The sequence below is a fragment of the Abiotrophia sp. HMSC24B09 genome (assembly GCF_001815865.1).
Lineage (GTDB): Bacteria > Bacillota > Bacilli > Lactobacillales > Aerococcaceae > Abiotrophia.
The window spans coordinates 67,900-84,876 of record NZ_KV822195.1; the positions used below are offsets into that span (position 1 = coordinate 67,900).

General features: G+C 43.7%; 15 protein-coding genes, 1 tRNA gene and 1 riboswitch. Of the genes, 10 read left to right on the top strand and 6 right to left on the bottom strand.

Going from position 1 to position 16,977, the window contains the following annotated elements; genetic code table 11:
* Nucleotides 1–10 precede the first annotated feature (10 nt).
* Nucleotides 11–1,501 carry a flavocytochrome c gene (locus HMPREF3093_RS01520; protein WP_070755276.1) on the bottom strand — a complete coding sequence of 497 codons (1,491 nt, stop codon included), beginning with the start codon at nt 1,499–1,501 and terminating at the stop codon, nt 11–13.
* A gap of 285 nt (nt 1,502–1,786) precedes the next feature.
* Here HMPREF3093_RS01520 and HMPREF3093_RS01525 point away from each other — a divergent pair, with 285 nt between their 5' ends.
* Nucleotides 1,787–3,139: an FAD-dependent oxidoreductase gene (locus HMPREF3093_RS01525; protein WP_070755277.1), complete on the top strand. Its 1,353-nt coding sequence runs from the start codon at nt 1,787–1,789 to the stop codon at nt 3,137–3,139.
* Between the two features lie 102 nt (nt 3,140–3,241).
* Here HMPREF3093_RS01525 and HMPREF3093_RS01530 read toward each other — a convergent pair whose 3' ends face one another.
* The 3 genes from HMPREF3093_RS01530 to HMPREF3093_RS01540 all read right to left on the bottom strand — a co-directional run bounded on the left by HMPREF3093_RS01530 (nt 3,242) and on the right by HMPREF3093_RS01540 (nt 5,136).
* On the bottom strand, nt 3,242–3,793 hold the full coding sequence (locus HMPREF3093_RS01530; RefSeq protein WP_070755279.1) for a GNAT family N-acetyltransferase: 552 nt from the start codon (nt 3,791–3,793) through the stop codon (nt 3,242–3,244).
* A gap of 147 nt (nt 3,794–3,940) precedes the next feature.
* Nucleotides 3,941–4,492, bottom strand: coding sequence for a GNAT family N-acetyltransferase (locus tag HMPREF3093_RS01535; RefSeq protein ID WP_070755280.1), 552 nt, complete (start codon nt 4,490–4,492; stop codon nt 3,941–3,943).
* Nucleotides 4,493–4,572: 80 nt separating this feature from the next.
* Nucleotides 4,573–5,136: a folate family ECF transporter S component gene (locus HMPREF3093_RS01540; protein WP_070755282.1), complete on the bottom strand. Its 564-nt coding sequence runs from the start codon at nt 5,134–5,136 to the stop codon at nt 4,573–4,575.
* Nucleotides 5,137–5,195: 59 nt separating this feature from the next.
* A riboswitch (THF riboswitch) is annotated at nt 5,196–5,297 on the bottom strand.
* A gap of 138 nt (nt 5,298–5,435) precedes the next feature.
* Here HMPREF3093_RS01540 and HMPREF3093_RS01545 point away from each other — a divergent pair.
* Nucleotides 5,436–5,523 (top strand) — tRNA-Ser (locus tag HMPREF3093_RS01545).
* A 48-nt stretch (nt 5,524–5,571) separates the two neighbouring features.
* Here HMPREF3093_RS01545 and HMPREF3093_RS01550 read toward each other — a convergent pair.
* Nucleotides 5,572–6,234 carry a YczE/YyaS/YitT family protein gene (locus HMPREF3093_RS01550; RefSeq protein WP_070755283.1) on the bottom strand — a complete coding sequence of 221 codons (663 nt, stop codon included), beginning with the start codon at nt 6,232–6,234 and terminating at the stop codon, nt 5,572–5,574.
* 227 nt (nt 6,235–6,461) lie between these two features.
* Between HMPREF3093_RS01550 and HMPREF3093_RS01555 the strand changes: the two genes are divergently transcribed.
* From HMPREF3093_RS01555 to HMPREF3093_RS01590, 8 genes are all read left to right on the top strand, one after another.
* Complete coding sequence (locus tag HMPREF3093_RS01555) at nt 6,462–6,932, top strand: S-ribosylhomocysteine lyase (protein WP_070755285.1); 471 nt, start codon at nt 6,462–6,464, stop codon at nt 6,930–6,932.
* 388 nt (nt 6,933–7,320) lie between these two features.
* Nucleotides 7,321–8,370, top strand: coding sequence for a sugar-binding transcriptional regulator (locus HMPREF3093_RS01560; RefSeq protein WP_070755287.1), 1,050 nt, complete (start codon nt 7,321–7,323; stop codon nt 8,368–8,370).
* A gap of 26 nt (nt 8,371–8,396) precedes the next feature.
* Nucleotides 8,397–9,398, top strand: coding sequence for a type I glyceraldehyde-3-phosphate dehydrogenase (gap, locus tag HMPREF3093_RS01565; protein WP_070755289.1), 1,002 nt, complete (start codon nt 8,397–8,399; stop codon nt 9,396–9,398).
* A gap of 198 nt (nt 9,399–9,596) precedes the next feature.
* Nucleotides 9,597–10,787, top strand: a complete 1,191-nt coding sequence (gene pgk, locus HMPREF3093_RS01570) for a phosphoglycerate kinase (protein WP_070755291.1) — start codon at nt 9,597–9,599, stop codon at nt 10,785–10,787.
* Between the two features lie 75 nt (nt 10,788–10,862).
* Nucleotides 10,863–11,618 (top strand): triose-phosphate isomerase, encoded by a 756-nt coding sequence (gene tpiA / locus HMPREF3093_RS01575; protein ID WP_070755293.1) that lies wholly within the window; start codon nt 10,863–10,865, stop codon nt 11,616–11,618.
* Entirely contained in the window at nt 11,618–13,147 is a 1,530-nt protein-coding gene (gpmI, locus tag HMPREF3093_RS01580; protein WP_070755295.1) for a 2,3-bisphosphoglycerate-independent phosphoglycerate mutase, read from the top strand. Before tpiA ends, gpmI begins: the two co-directional genes overlap by 1 nt.
* A 109-nt stretch (nt 13,148–13,256) precedes the next feature.
* Entirely contained in the window at nt 13,257–14,555 is a 1,299-nt protein-coding gene (eno, locus tag HMPREF3093_RS01585) for a phosphopyruvate hydratase (protein WP_023391042.1), read from the top strand.
* A gap of 188 nt (nt 14,556–14,743) precedes the next feature.
* Nucleotides 14,744–15,952: a hypothetical protein gene (locus HMPREF3093_RS01590; protein WP_070755296.1), complete on the top strand. Its 1,209-nt coding sequence runs from the start codon at nt 14,744–14,746 to the stop codon at nt 15,950–15,952.
* A gap of 497 nt (nt 15,953–16,449) precedes the next feature.
* Here HMPREF3093_RS01590 and HMPREF3093_RS01595 read toward each other — a convergent pair whose 3' ends face one another.
* On the bottom strand, nt 16,450–16,773 hold the full coding sequence (locus HMPREF3093_RS01595; RefSeq protein WP_070755298.1) for a hypothetical protein: 324 nt from the start codon (nt 16,771–16,773) through the stop codon (nt 16,450–16,452).
* Nucleotides 16,774–16,977 lie beyond the last annotated feature (204 nt).

Genomic DNA, 16,977 nt, shown 5'->3' on the forward strand with positions numbered 1-16,977 from the left:
GAGGCTGGCCTTATTCTTTGACAAAGGCAGCAGATTGCTCACCAGCTTGGCGGCCGAAGATAATGATGTCGGCAACGGCGTTACCACCGATGCGGTTAGCACCGTGAACCCCACCAGTTACTTCACCAGAAGCGTACAAACCTTTGATTGGTTGGTTTTCCTTGTTGAGGACTTGCGCCTTAGTGTTAATCTTGAGACCACCCATGGTGTGGTGAATCCCTGGTGCGATTTTAATTGCATAGTATGGTGCTTGTGACAAGTCGTTGTCCATCCCGGTAGTCCGGCCGAATTCTTCGTCCTTCTTGTCAGCAACAGCCTTGTTCCATGTTTCCATGCTAGCTTTTAAGTTAGCTGGGTCAACACCGATTTCTTTAGCTAGGTCTTCAATGGTGTCACCCTTGACCACTAAGCCTTTAGATTCGTATTGGTTGATAGCTTTAACGCGCCCCTTAAGGGCTTCGTCGAAGACAACGTAAGCTGACTTGCCTTCTTGGCCGATAATGGCAGCAGAAACCTTATCACGAGTTTCTAATTCGTTGAAGAAACGTTTACCTTCTTGGTTGATTAAGATAGCACCTTCACCACGAACGGCTTCAGTGATTAAGTAAGAAGTCTTTTGTTCAACAGAAGGGTGGATTTGGATTTGATCCAAATCAACGGTTTGGGCACCAAGCTTTTCAGCCATCTTGATACCGTCCCCTTGGGAACCTTCTTGGTTAGTTGTAACAAAGCCTTTGAGTTCTGGCTTAAGTTGGCTGACCATGTCTAAGTTAGCCCCGAAACCACCTGTTGCTAAGACAACGGCCTTAGATTTGATGGTTTTTTCTTGGCCTTCAACCGTTACTTTGACACCAGAAACTGCGCCGTTTTCTTCAGTGATTTCAGTTACGTCAGAGTTAACGAAGGTTGGAATCTTGCGCTCAGTGACGTTAGCATAAAGGCCTTCTACTAAGTAGCCACCAACTGCAGAACCATCTGATGGACGGTGTGTACGCTTAACGCTCATCCCACCGGTAGTGGTCAAGTTATCCAACTTAATGTTCATAGAGTCTAACCAATCAATGGCGCTAGCAGAGTGGTCTACTAAGAAGCGAAGCAATTCTGGATCGTTCTTTTCTTTCCCGCCTTTGAAGGTTTCTTCGTAGAACTTGTCGTTAGAGTCTTCAATACCAGCTTCCTTTTGGAATTTTGTTTCGCTGGCGTTCATCCCAGCAGAAGACTTGCTGGTGTTCCCACCTACGATTGGCATTTTTTCGAAAATTACAACGTTGGCTCCAGCGTCATGGGCTGCGATTGCTGCGGCCAAACCGCCACCACCGGAACCGACAACGACTACATCGTAGCTTTCCTTAAGTTCAGCTGGGTCCGTATATTTTTTCTCGGACGCTCCTGAAGTTGTATCGGGCTTGGAAGATTCTTGGGCTAAGACAGACAAGGTGTGACCGAGGCTAGCAAAGACCAAGAACAAAGCTGCGAAAATAATAGATAATTTTTTACGCATGTGAACTGACATCTCCTTTTGTGATTTAATTATCTTATTATATTATACAGAATTTTGGTTTAAATTTCAATCTTTTACCGGAAAAAGACAGAAAAAAACACCTTTTCCAGTAAACAGGGCAAAATGAAAAAATTTGTGAAAGCAAGGTGGATAAGAGTCCTGTTAAATCAGGGATGTAAACGCTCAAAAAACTTGCTTTAAAGAGCTTAAAAGGCTACCTTTTTTGCTGTTTATGTGGTATTATATATCTGTTGCTAAGCAATATCTTAAGGAGGAAGAAAAAATATGAAAGTAGTAGTAGTTGGCTGTACTCATGCGGGAACAGCATCTGTTAAAACTATTTTAAATGATCACCCAGAAGCGGAAGTTGTTGTTTACGAACGTAACGATAACGTATCCTTCTTGTCATGTGGGATTGCCTTATACGTTGGTGGGGTTGTGAAAGACCCTCAAGGGCTCTTCTACTCAAGCCCAGAAGAATTAAGTTCTTTAGGCGCTAAAGTCAACATGGAACACGATGTTTTAGAGGCTGACTTGAAGGCTAAAACCTTACGCGTTAAGAACCTCAAAACTGGTGAAGAATTCGATGAAACTTTTGACAAGTTAGTGGTAACGACTGGTTCTTGGCCAATCATCCCACCATTAGAAGGTTTAGACTTAGAAAACGTTCAACTCTGCAAGAACTACAACCAAGCTAAAGAAATCTTCGCTAAGAAGACTGACAAGCAAAAAGTGGTAGTAATCGGTGGGGGCTACATCGGGATTGAACTCGTTGAAGCCTTCAACTTAGAAGGTAAAGACGTTACCTTGCTTGATGGTTTAGACCGTATCTTGAACAAATACTTAGACCCAGAATTCACGGATGTCTTAGAAGAAGACTTGCGTAACCGTGGCGTTGAAGTACGCCTTAACGAAATGGTTCAAGGCTTCAAAGGCGAAAACGGCGTCGTGAAGAAAGTGGTAACCACTGGTGGCGAATACGAAGCTGACATGGTAATCCTCTGTGTAGGTTTCCGTCCAAACACTGACTTAGTTAAAGACCAAGTTGAAACCATGCCTAACGGTGCTATCATCGTTGACGACTACATGAAGACTAGCCATCCAGATGTTTTTGCAGCGGGTGACTCCTGTGCGGTTAACTACAACCCTAACGGTGGCCATGCTTACATTCCATTAGCAACTAACGCTGTGCGTATGGGTGCTTTGGTTGGTAAAAACATCGCAGGCGACAAAGTTCGTTACCGCGGGACTCAATCAACTTCAGGTCTTCACCTCTTCGGTTGGAACATCGGTTCAACTGGGGTTAACGAAGGCTCTGCTAAGCACTTCGGTTTAGATACTCGTTCAGTATACGTGGTGGACAACTACCGTCCAGAATTCATGCCAACAAACGAGAAAATCTACATGAAGTTAGTTTACGAAGTAGGGACTAACCGTATCGTAGGTGGGCAAGTAATGTCTAAATACGACTGTACCGCTTCTGCTAACACCTTGTCCTTGGCTATCCAAAACAAGATGACCATTGAAGACTTGGCTTATGTTGACTTCTTCTTCCAACCTGTCTTTGACCGTCCTTGGAACTACCTCAACATCTTGGCTCAAGCTGCAGTTGAACAAGAACGTAAACTTAACGCTTAATAGCAAATGGGACTGGCCTTGCCAGTCTCTTTTTTTATGGGCACTCGGGGTAAATTAAAAATCCCATTATATCATATATGATATAATGGGATTTTTGTCTGCCTATAAATCAGATTTGAGCAGGCTATAGTGGGCGGAATCCACAATGCCCTGGTTGTTATGCATGGCTTGGCGTAAGATGCCTTCGAATTGGAAGCCGGCCTTTTGCATGACGCGACCAGATCCAGGATTGGCAGTGTCATGGGTGGCAATAAGTCGATTGAGATCTGCTTCTTGCAAGAGGAAACGGCTGACCGCAATGAGGGCTTGGGTCATGTAGCCTTTGCCCCAGTAATTTCGTCCTAGTACATAGCCTATGGTCATGGAATTGGTGCCAGGCACATAGTCGAGGGCACTAATATCGCCAATGACTTGGTCAGGCTGGGATTTGAGAGTGATAGCCCATATAAAGGTACCGCCGTCTTGATAGGCCGCTACCCAACGCTCTAGGATGGCTTGAGTGACGTCTAAGTCGGCATGAGCCGGCCAGATCAGGTAGGTGACATTGTCGGGACGGCCTGCCCAGTTGTTGAACATGGCAGGCGCATCTGATAGTTCAAATCGTCGTAAAATAAGGTCTTCTGTGATGAGAGTTTGGGTTCCAATGGCTTTCATGAGCAAGCCTCCTTTCTTTGACCTTGATTATACGCCCAAGAAAGAAAAAAGCCAAGACAGAGGTGCTGTCTTGGCTAGTTTGTGGGATTGAGGGGACAAGAAAAATTCCCATTATATCATATATGATATAATGGGAATTTTGTCTGCCTATAAATCAGTTTTGAGCAGGCTATAGTGGGCGGAGTCCACAATGCCCTGGTTGTTATGTCCGGCTTGGCGTAGGATGCCTTCGAAGTGGAAGCCAGCCTTTTGCATGACGCGTCCAGAACCCGGGTTGGCAGTGTCGTGGGTGGCAATAAGTCGATTGAGATCTGCTTCTTGCAAGAAGAAACGACTGACCGCAATGAGGGCCTGGGTCATGTAGCCTTTGCCCCAGTAATCTCGTCCTAGGACATAGCCAATGGTTATGGAATTGGTGGCAGGCTCATAGCCGACGCCACTAATATCGCCAATGACTTGATCGGGTTGGGATTTGAGGGTGATGGCCCATTTAAAGCTGTCGCCGTCTTGATAGGCCGCTACCCAGCGCGCCATGGTGGCTTGAGTGACGCTTAAGTCAGCGTGAGCTGGCCAGGTCAGGTAGGTGACATTGTCGGGGTGGCCCGCCCAATTGCTGAACATAGCAGGCGCATCTGATAGTTCAAATCGTCGTAAAATAAGGTCTTCTGTGATGAGAGTTTGGGTTCCAATGGCTTTCATGGGCAAGCCTCCTTTCTTTGGAATTGATTATACACTTAGAAAGGGAAAAAGCCAAGACAGATGGACTGTCTTGGCTAGTTTTATTGCTTGCGCAAAAGGCTAGGAAATTGAATCTGTTCAATCAGTCGTTTGACTGGCTCGTTATTGAAGAGGTAATAGAGGACGACTGAATTGACCACTAGGGAAGCCATATTTTTGTAGAAACGTACTGGCAAGATAGCCATGATAGCTTTTTTCTGAACCATCATGGTCCAGAGGGTATTAAGTCCCAAGTTACAGATGAGGGTGACAGCCAAGACGGTCAGGAAGATTCGAAGAGGGGTCTTAGTTTGGCGGTGAAGGCCAAGCCCATAAATCAACCCGCCGACAATGGCAGTTAGGGTGTAACCGGGGAAGTAGACACCTTTAGCACCACCCAAGGCGAATTTGAGAATATCGTGGGCAGCGCCAAGGATCATGGCAGGGATTGGGCCGGCAATTGCGCCAGTCAAGGCAGCCCCCACAAAGCCAAAACCCATTTTGGTAACGCCTAAATTGACTTCTGGTAGGTAATCCAAGGCGAAGCGAATAGCCAACAAGATGGCCAGGGTAGTTAACTGTAGGGTGGTGACGGCGCCTTTACGGCGGTATACTTGATTTTCCATTTTAATAGCATCTCCTTAATTTAGCGAGTTGCTTCATTTAACTGACAGAACCAATTAAATGCAGCGAATGCAGAAAAGAAACCGCAAAATGTCCAGCATTTTTTCGTATAGGAGCAACATTCCATCTCGCTATCACTTAACGCTTCTTTTCTTACTCTGGTGTTAGTTGGTGTCAGCGCCCTCCTTGCCTAAACCTCCTTCTTCTAGATTAGGGTTCTAACCTCCTAAGCATAGGGATAAAAGGGTCCTTTGTCAAGCCTTGCAGACTGAGAATTCCGGTGCTATAATAGGCTTGTTCCGGAGACGTACCGAAGAGGCCGTAACGGGAATGACTCGAAATCATTTTGTCGGGCAACCGGCACGTGGGTTCGAATCCCACCGTCTCCGTTATATCAGATAAAAAAGCCATCCCACGTAAGGATGGCTTTTGACATTTTAATCTCTAAAATAATGAGGTAGGCTAGCGAAGACGCGTTTGTCGGCCCAACCAATCCAAGCGCCTTGGCAGAGCAGGGCGGCGATGGTGCCTAGATTAACGGCATAGAGATGGCCGGAGAGGGCAAACATAATAATCAGCATAGCAATTGGGATGCAAAAGGTTAGGAGTTGCGCATGTACCGGGTTGCCATTGCAGAACTTGAAGCGGATGGTGTTAGTCAATTCATCTAAAGGATGAATAATCCAATTGACCCGTTGATAGATGGAAATGGCAATAGCAATCAAGAAAATGCCGGCCACATTCAAGACTAGGCGTAACCAAACCGGCAGCCCAGGCAAGCCCAGCCAGCCCATACCTTGCACAAAAAATTGGACCAAGACACTAAAAGGGAAGATGAAGACAAAATTTCCTATAATTAGAGGAATATCTATTTTCTTATCGATGACAATATTCAAGATAATTCCTAACAAGGCATTGCAGAGCAAGACGGTACCCAGTTGAATAGGAAAATAGTTAGAAATATTGACTGAAGCAGCGGTCCACATGGAAGAGCCCATATTCATGGAAATGGTCAGAGCATTGCCAAAGGTGTTGAGCAAGATTGAGATAGATAGGTAATAGATTTTTTCTTGGAGAGTGAGTGGGCGGGGTTGAGACATTATTTAAAGTTCCTTTCTTGATTTCACAACCCTATTATTCTAGCATAATTCCCCCAATTTGCCTATCAAGAAATCCTCAAGCAGACGGGTTGAAGTTAAGGCGCAAAATACCTATAATAGTAACTAGCAATGACCCGTACTTTATAGGAAGAAAAATTTCCTCGCTCCCTAAAAAAGGGACTGACAAACGGATTTCTGGCTGAAGAAAGATAGAAAGAAGGAATACTATGGCACAAGTAGAAAGTTTTACCCTAGATCATAATGCCGTTAAGGCGCCTTATGTCCGCCTAGCTGGCACGGAGCGCCACGAATCTGGAGCCCTCTTGCAAAAATATGACATGCGTTTCTTGCAACCTAACCAAGATGCAATCCCTACAGGAGCGCTTCATACCCTAGAGCACTATTTGGCCATTAACTTACGCGATGAGTTGGATGGGGTCGTAGATATCTCGCCAATGGGCTGCCGGACTGGCTATTACATGGTGATTTGGAATGAGCACACGCCAGCAGAAGTGGCCCAAGCGCTAGCCAATGTTTTGAAGAAGGTTCAAGGTTTTACTGATATTCCGGCAGCCACCGCTAAGGAATGTGGGAACTACAAGGATCATTCGCTCTGGGGCGCCAAAGAATATGCCCGTTTGGTCTTAGAACAAGGCATTAGCACGGATCCTTTTGCCCGTAATCAGGTAATCCGTTAATTTATATTAAAAAGGACAGGCCCAGGCCTGTCCTTTTTGTCTACTCCAAGATAAGAATCAAAAAAATGTTGCCGACAGGAAAGATAGGGTAAGATCTGGGGCATAGTATGAGAGAGTAGGTCGTTAGCTTGCCATCCCTAGCCTGTTATAGGACACAAAAGGCGATGGCAGCGTTATTTTCATGAAAGCACTTCCTATCAGTTGGCCGTTTTTCGACCATTTGGAATAAGATGAAAATTACATGAGAAATATAAATGTATGCGGTTTAAGATTTGCATTATAGGAATAAGAATGGTATCATTAAAGAGGTTAGAGAAGGAGCAATTCTTCTTAAGACAGGAGTCTGAGAAGCTTTGCATGGTCAATCTTTGACCAAAGGAGGCAGATGATGCGAGATATGTTTTCTTTGATTGAGAAAGTCGTCCCGCAAGTCGGCCAAGAATTAGTACAGCGATTGCGCATAATGAAGACCTTGGCCCAACATCCTGAGCGGATTGGTCGTAAGACCCTAGCAGAGGAAGTGGCCCTATCAGAGCGTAGCTTGCGGACCTTAATGGATAGCTTGCGATCTCAGGGCTTGGTTGATGTCAAGCAGTCGGGGATTCGGTTAACGCCCATTGGCTTAGATGTTTTAGAAGCCATGGAGCAGGCCTTAGATGATCACCACGAGTTCTTCGAGTTGGCCCAAGGAGTCAAGGAGAAGCTAGGGCTGCAAGAAGTCTGGATTGTCAAAGGTGATGCCGATGTCGATCCTAAGGTTGGAAGCCGGTTAGGACGCAAGGTAGCAGAGTTTCTGGCCTTGAACCTAGAATCAGGACGTCAAGTGCTAGCCATGACCGGGGGCACTACCCTGGCTCAAGTAGCCCAAGAATTCACACCTCGATTGGGAGAAGGTAGAGACCTAGTCTTTGTACCTGCTCGTGGCGGGGTTGGGGGTTCTTATGATATTCAAGCTAACAATATTGGGGGCTTGATGGCTAAACAGACGGATGGTCAGTTTGTGCCACTCTTTATCCCTGAGAATATCGGGGAGCAAGTTTCGCAAGTACTACTCAACAATCCTTCTATACGTCATGCTGTTGAATTAAGTAAGACAGCCAATGTGCTCTTGTTATCGGTCGGCAATGCCAATGTGATGGCGGAACGACATGATTTAACGGCGGATCAGAAGCGATTATTGAAGGACCAAGATGCGGTTGGAGAAGCCTTCGGGGTATTTTTCAATCAAAGCGGCCAGGAGGTCTTACGTTTACCGAGATTTGGAATTCAATTCCAGTCTTTGCGTGAGGTGCCTCTCTTGATTACCGTAGTAGGCGGCGCTAGCAAGGCCCGCGCTGTAGAGGCTTACTACAAACTTATCCAACATCATGGGGTTCTAATCTGTGATGAAGGAATCGCAAACATGGTTTTAAGTGGGGCTAATACCCCGTTAAAATAAATTTTTCCTTAAGGAGGAAGTCAAATATGACAGTAAAAGTAGGTATTAACGGTTTTGGACGTATCGGTCGTTTAGCATTCCGTCGTATCCAAGAAGTAGAAGGTTTGGAAGTTGTCGCAATCAACGACTTAACTGATGCTAAACAATTAGCACACTTATTAAAATATGACTCAACTCAAGGTCGTTTCAACGGTGAAGTTGAAGTATTAGACGGCGCTTTCCGTGTGAACGGTAAAGAAGTTAAAGTTTTAGCTAACCGTAATCCTGAAGAATTACCTTGGGGTGAATTAGGTGTAGATATCGTGCTTGAATGTACTGGTTTCTTCACTTCAAAAGAAAAAGCTGAATTACACTTAAAAGCTGGTGCTAAACGTGTAGTTATCTCAGCTCCTGGTGGTAACGACGTACCAACAGTTGTTTACAACGTAAACCACAACATCTTAACTGGGGATGAAACAGTAATCTCTGGTGCTTCATGTACTACTAACTGCTTGGCTCCAATGGCTAAAGCTTTACAAGACAACTTCGGCGTTGTAGAAGGTTTAATGACTACTATCCACGCTTACACTGGTGACCAAAACACTTTGGACGCTCCACACCCTAAAGGTGACTTGCGTCGTGCTCGCGCAGCAGCTGCAAACATCGTACCTAACACAACTGGTGCTGCTAAAGCTATCGGCTTAGTAATCCCAGAATTGAACGGTAAATTAGACGGGGCTGCACAACGCGTTCCTGTACCAACTGGTTCTTTAACTGAATTAGTAACTGTTTTAGAAAAACCTGTAACTGCTGAAGAAGTTAACGCAGCAATGAAAGCAGCAGCTAACGAATCTTACGGTTACACTGAAGATCCACTCGTATCTTCTGACATCGTAGGGATCACTTACGGTTCATTATTTGACGCAACTCAAACCAAAGTAATGACTGTAGGCGACAAACAATTAGTTAAGACTGTATCTTGGTATGACAACGAAATGTCATACACTGCTCAATTAATTCGTACCTTAGCTTACTTCGCAAGCTTATAATCATAAGTTTCATATACGAATGTCGAGCTTAGTCGCATGACACTCTAGGCGGGGAAGTGACAAGCTTCCTCGCCTTTTGTTTATTATCACCGCTTTGGTGTTGAGGTCAGTTGCATCAGCAGGTTGACCCATCGCCAGGAAGAGTCACAGCTGTCAATTGATAACAGCACCAAATCGCATGCCCAAGGAGGTTTTTATATGGCAAAAAAAATCGTAACAGATTTAGATGTAGCAGGTAAAAAGGTATTAGTTCGGGTGGACTTCAACGTTCCAATGAAAGACGGCGTCATCACTGACGACAACCGAATCGTTCAAGCTTTGCCAACTATCCAATACTTAATCGATAACAAAGCAAAACTCATCCTCTTCTCTCACTTAGGTAAAGTTAAAACTGAAGAAGACAAAGCTTCTAAGTCTTTAGCTCCAGTTGCAAAACGTTTAGGTGAATTATTAGGTAAGGAAGTAACTTTCGTGCCAGAAACTCGCGGGGCAGCTTTAGAAGCAGCTATCGATGGTTTAGCTGAAGGCGATGTCTTAGTATTCGAAAACACTCGTTTTGAAGACATCGATGGTAAAAAAGAATCTAAAAATGACCCTGAATTGGGTAAATACTGGGCAAGCTTGGGTGACCTCTTTGTCAACGATGCTTTCGGGACAGCTCACCGTTCCCACGCATCTAACGTTGGGGTGGCAAGCCACTTGGAAACTGCCGCTGGTTTCTTGATGGACAAGGAAATCAAGTTCATTGGTGGTGCAGTTGACAATCCAAAACGCCCATTCGTTGCTATCTTAGGTGGGGCTAAGGTCTCCGATAAGATTGGGGTTATTGAAAACCTCCTCGATAAGGCTGACAAAGTCTTAATCGGTGGTGGGATGGCTTACACCTTCTTCAAAGCAAAAGGCTACGAAGTAGGGCTTTCGCTCTTAGAAGCTGATCGCGTAGAATTAGCTAAAGAAATCATGGCCAAGGCTGGCGACAAATTAGTATTGCCAATTGACAACAAGGTGGCGCCAGAATTTAGCAATGATGCACCAATTACAGTGGTGCCTTCAGATGCTATTCCAGCAGATCAAGAAGGTTTAGACATCGGTCCAGCGACTGTTAAACTCTTCTCTGACTACTTACAAGATGCTAAGACCGTTGTATGGAACGGGCCAATGGGTGTCTTCGAGTTCTCTAACTTTGCTGGCGGAACCATTGGGGTCTGCGAAGCAATTGCGCACCTTGAAGGGGCAACCACTATTATCGGTGGTGGGGACTCTGCAGCTGCTGCAGCTCAATTAGGCTATGCTGACAAGTTCACTCACATCTCAACTGGTGGGGGCGCATCCTTAGAATACCTCGAAGGTAAGGAATTACCAGGGGTTGCTTCTATCTCAGATAAATAAGAATTCAATCAATCTGTGAAGGCCAGGGCTTTTTTCTAAGCCCTGGGACCTTCCATAATCCTTAGGAGGATACTAATGAGAAAACCAATTATTGCAGGTAACTGGAAAATGAACAAAACCAACGAAGAAGCCAAGGCTTTCGTTGAGGCGGTTAAAGGCAAATTACCTTCCGCAGATCTTGTTGAAGCAGTTGTAGGCGTTCCAGCTTTAGTGGCTTCTGACGTTAAAGCAAGCTTAGCTGGTTCAGACTTAGGTTTGGCAGTGCAAAACTGCTACTTCGAAGATGCAGGTGCCTTTACAGGTGAAACTAGCCCAGCATCACTCAAAGCATTAGGTGTTGACTATGTTATCATTGGTCACTCAGAGCGTCGTGAATACTTCCATGAGACAGACCAAGACGTTAACAAGAAGGGCTTAGCAATCTTCCGTAACGGCATGGTGCCAATTATCTGCTGTGGTGAAACTTTAGAACAATACGAAGCAGGTCAAGCAGAAGAAGTTGTTGAAAAACAAGTAACAGCTGCTTTAGAAGGCTTCTCAGAAGATCAAGTGAAAGCTTCTGTTATCGCTTATGAACCAATTTGGGCGATTGGGACTGGTAAATCTGCAACCCAAGAAGACGCACAAAAAATGTGTGCGGCGGTTCGTTCAGTCGTAGCTAAGAACTTTGGTCAAGCAGCAGCAGACGCTGTACGCGTACAATACGGTGGCTCTGTTAAACCAGAGAACGTGGCAGAATACATGTCATGTCCAGATGTTGACGGTGCCTTAGTCGGCGGTGCTTCTTTAGTACCAGAATCATTCTTAGCGTTATTAGAAGGTGTGAAATAATGTCAAAAGCTCCTGTAGCCTTAATCATCTTGGACGGCTTCGCTATTCGCGACGAAGTATTCGGGAATGCCGTTAAAGCAGCCAAGAAACCAAACTTTGACCGTTACTGGGAAACTTACCCTCATAACCAACTCAAAGCCAGCGGCGAAGACGTGGGCTTGCCAGATGGCCAAATGGGTAACTCCGAAGTAGGTCACTTGAACATTGGGGCAGGGCGTATTGTTTATCAATCCCTAACCCGTATTAACATTTCCATTCGTGAAGGCCAATTCTACGAAATTCCTGAATTGGTTGAAGCGGTGAAAGCAGCCAAAGAATCAGATAAAGCTCTTCACTTGATGGGCTTAATCTCTGACGGTGGGGTTCACTCTCACTACGAGCATCTCTTCGCGCTTTTGCGTTTAGCTAAACAATATGACCTTGAAAAAGTCTATGTTCACGGCTTCTTAGATGGTCGTGACGTGGCGCCATCTTCAGGTTTAGACTTCGTTAAGAAGACTGAAGAAGTCTTTGGTGAAGTCGGCGTAGGTCGCTTCGCAACCATTTCTGGTCGTTACTATGCTATGGACCGTGACAAGCGTTGGGAACGGGTGCAACTGGCTTATGACGCTATGGTTCACGGCAAAGGTGCCCAATTTGACTCTGCTGTGGCAGGGATTGAAGCTTCCTATAAGGAAGAAGTTTACGATGAATTTGTCGTACCATTTGTGGTCACTGAAGGTGGACAACCAGTAGCTGAGATTGAATCTGGCGATTCTGTTGTCTTCTTCAACTTCCGTCCAGACCGGGCTATCCAATTAGGGACTGCCTTGTCTAACCCAGCTTTTGAAGGTTTCGACCGCGGTGACTATCCAAAAGACCTCAAATTTGTGACCTTCACTGTATACAGTGATGATGTCTTAGCTGAAATTGCCTTCAAGAAGGAAGACCTCAAAAACACTATCGGTGAAGTCCTAGCCAATAATGGTAAACAACAATTACGGATTGCAGAAACTGAGAAATATCCTCACGTTACCTTCTTCATGAGTGGTGGCCGTCATGAGGAATTCCAAGGTGAAGATCGGATCTTAATCCCATCTCCTAAGGTTGCAACCTATGACCTCAAGCCAGAAATGTCTGCTTATGAAGTCAAGGACGCCTTAGTAGCTGCCATCAATGAAGATAAGTTGGATGCCATCATCCTTAACTTCGCTAACCCTGACATGGTAGGTCACTCTGGTATGTTAGAACCAACTGTCAAAGCCATTGAAGCGGTTGACGAGTGCTTAGGCGAAGTCGTGGACTTAATCTTAGCCAAAGGCGGTTCTGCCATCATTACAGCCGACCACGGGAACTCTGACGAAGTAGTGACTTTAGACGGTCAACCAATGACTGCCCACACAACTAATCCAGTGCCAGTTATTGTAACCAAGCCAGGAGTAGAACTTCGTTCAGGTGGCCGTTTGGCTGACTTGGCCCCAACCATGTTGGATTTATTAGGGGTTGCGCAACCGGTAGAAATGACCGGGGAATCCCTCATTAAGAAATAGGTTAAAAAGCAAGAAAATCTTTGCATTTTGCCACGAAAATCACTAAAATAGATAGTGGCAATACTCTTAAGCAATTAAGAGGCTAATCAACTTTAAAGGAGAGAACAATATGCCATACATTACAGACGTTTATGCTCGTGAAGTCCTCGACTCTCGCGGTAACCCAACCATCGAAGTAGAAGTTTACACTGAAAGTGGTGCCTTCGGTCGTGGGATGGTTCCATCAGGTGCGTCAACTGGTGAATATGAAGCAGTTGAATTGCGTGATGGCGACAAATCACGTTACTTAGGTAAAGGGGTTTCTAAAGCAGTTGACAACGTGAACAACGTCATCGCTGACGCTTTGTTAGGCTACGATGTTTTAGAACAAAACGCCATCGACAAATTGATGATTGAATTAGACGGGACTCCTAACAAAGGGAAACTCGGTGCTAACGCAATCTTAGGTGTATCGATTGCTGTTGCTCGTGCTGCTGCTGACTACTTAAACGTTCCACTTTACAAATACTTAGGTGGCTTCAATACGAAAGTATTACCAACACCAATGATGAACATTGTCAATGGTGGTTCTCACTCTGACGCGCCAATCGCTTTCCAAGAATTCATGATCTTGCCAGTAGGCGCACCAAGCTTCAAAGAAGCACTTCGTTGGGGGGCAGAAATCTTCCACGAATTGAAATCTATCTTACACAAACGTGGTTTAGTAACTGCAGTTGGTGACGAAGGTGGTTTCGCTCCTAACTTTGAAGGGACTGAAGATGGCGTAGAAACTATCTTAGAAGCTATCAAGAACGTTGGTTTGGAACCAGGTAAAGATGTATTCTTAGGTTTCGACTGTGCAGCTTCTGAATTCTACGAAGATGGCGTATACGACTACACCAAGTTCGAAGGCGACAAAGGTGCAAAACGCACTTCTGCTGAACAAGTAGACTACTTGGAAGAATTAGTTAACAAATACCCAATCATCACCATTGAAGACGGTATGGACGAAAACGACTGGGATGGTTGGAAATTATTGACTGACCGTTTAGGTTCTAAAGTTCAATTAGTAGGTGACGACTTGTTCGTAACTAACACTGCTAAATTGTCTGAAGGGATCGAAAAAGGGATTGGTAACTCAATCTTAATCAAGGTTAACCAAATCGGTACCTTGACTGAAACCTTCGATGCAATCGAAATGGCTCAAAAAGCTGGTTACACTGCGGTAGTATCTCACCGTTCTGGTGAAACTGAAGACTCAACCATCTCTGACATCGCTGTAGCAACTAACGCTGGCCAAATCAAGACTGGTTCATTGTCACGTACTGACCGTATCGCTAAGTACAACCAATTGCTCCGTATCGAAGACGAATTAGGCGAAGTAGCTCGCTACGACGGCTTGAAGTCTTTCTACAACTTAGGTAAATAATCATTTTTGGGGCCAAGAGCTCATAAGTCTTGATTCTAAGCACTTTGAGGCGTCTCCTCAAAGTGCTTTTTAACTTTAATAGACTCTGCATTACATTCATATCTTAAGTGTTATTTCTTGATATAGTAATAATGATATATGAATGGGTGTAACCCATATGTGCTAAGTTTTTTGACGGAGGCGAATGTATGACAGCTGAAATTGCTATTTTAAATAAACATGGTATTGTATTAGCGGCTGATAGTGCTGTAACTGTTAGTTTTGGACATGGGCAGGTAAAAACATACAATGCAGTAAACAAGCTCTTCTCTCTTGGTGGAAGTCATGATATTGGAATTATGATTTATGGAAATGCTGAATTTATGAGCATCCCCTGGGAAATTATTATTAAGGAGTTTAGGAAAAGAAATAAGGATATAGTATTCGATAGATTAGAACTTTGTTCCTCGGCTTTTCTTGAGTTTCTAAAGGATGAAAAATTTAGGAATGAAACTATTTCAAAACAAGCAATCCAATCTGTTATTGATTCGTTATTAGAGCATTTATTAGAAATGTCGAGTGAACGAGTCAATTATATACAGAAACAAAATCCGGAGAAAGCTATTTCGCTAGATGACATAACTCAGATTATATCAGGTGTTATTACTGAAACAGCTAAAACGTATTCCAATAATGAAGATATGCTATTAAATGGACTAAGTAAAGAAAAATTTTCTTTGCTTTTCTCGGAGTATTGTAAGAACAAATTGCGAGAGAATATTTATATAGAGGAACGCATCCATATGCTAGATGATATTTTTATAGCGTTGGCATACCAAATGGTTGTTTTCAATAGCCTTTTTGATACGTGTTCGGGCGTAGTTGTAGGTGGCTACGGGAGCGAAGAACTATTTCCTTCTTTAGCAGCGTTCGAAATCAGTTATATATTTGAAAATGAAATAAAACTGAAAAAAACTCATACCAGTATTGTTGATCTTTTAAATAGCGATGCTTCCATTGTACCATTTGCTCAAACAGATATGATTTCAACTATCTTGACAGGGATAGATCCCATTATGAGTGAAGTAATTATTAAGTCTATTAATAAACTTGGTAACTCATCAAATAGTGATAAAAAACTTGTAATTGATGAAATTAGCTCCTGTCAGCAACAAAAATTCATAAATCCTATTTTAGGTGTTGTAAGGACACTTGCTCTACCAGAACTGGCGAATATGGCTGAAACACTAGTGAACTTAACATCGTTTAAGAGGCATATAACAGATTCGCTTGAGACAGTGGGTGGACCGGTAGATGTGTTGGTGATATCGAAAGGTGATGGGCCGATTTGGATCAATAGAAAGGAATACTTTGATATTTCAAAAAATTTAGAGTACCGGAATAGAAAGAGTAGGTAAATCATTATGTCAGCAATTTTTCCAACTTATTTTAAGACGCAAGAAACGAGACGTGGTAGGTCCGAGAGTCTAAAGAGAGAGAATTCTCCTTCTCTCAAATTAAGTCAGCAAGATATAAGTTTAACTATCAAAGATATATATAATGAAGTTCTAAAATCAAATAAGCGAGAATCAAAATAGAATACTACCCTTTTTGGAGTTTTATGGCTATTATGCCGAATTTGCTTTCGCTCTCTATTTTATTATCCAATCGATCGATTTTTCTTATCCGTATTTGTACAGATATGAATGTAGCATCGGAAGAAATAAGGAAATTAAAAAGGGATTTTTTCTAGTGTATAGTTTGGACACCATCTGTAATTAATGCTTAAGTAATCTGGAGACTAGGACATGTGTCCTAGTTTCTTTTTTTGACTTAGGGATTTGTGACTGGCTAGACAGGGGGCAAGCAAACAGCTAGTTCCAGACCTAGCGTCTGAAACTGGCTGTTTAAATGCTTAATTGTAGTAGTAAGAAGTGTTGTAGTCGTATTGATTGTAATGACCGTAGTTGTAATTGTAGTTATAATCATAATCATTGCTATCGTAATAGTTGTAATTGTAATCATAGTTATAATCGTAGTTGTTGTCGTAACTACTATCGTAGGAAGGTGTTTCTTCTGAATGGCTTTCGCTTGATTGGTAATCGTATGATTCTGGCTCATCATCTTCGAAAACTGGACGTGGTTGGGAGACAGCGGGTGGAAGTGTTGCGGTAGTCATTACTTGACTGTCTTCAGGAGTCACAACAATAGGATCGAGTGGCTTGTAACCATTGGCCATCGTGTTTTTTGGTTTGGTCTCTTAGCTAGAGAAGCGAGGAACAGCCTTGACTTGGTCTTGGTGGTAAAGTGGCAGTCGTCATCACTTGGTTGTCCAGGGGGTCTAGGACTAATGGGGGGAGTGCAGTAGCTTGGACGTTTAGCAGTAGCCAAAGCACAAGCAGCAAGAGTTGATAGCCCTAAAAAGCTAATAAGGGATTTTTTC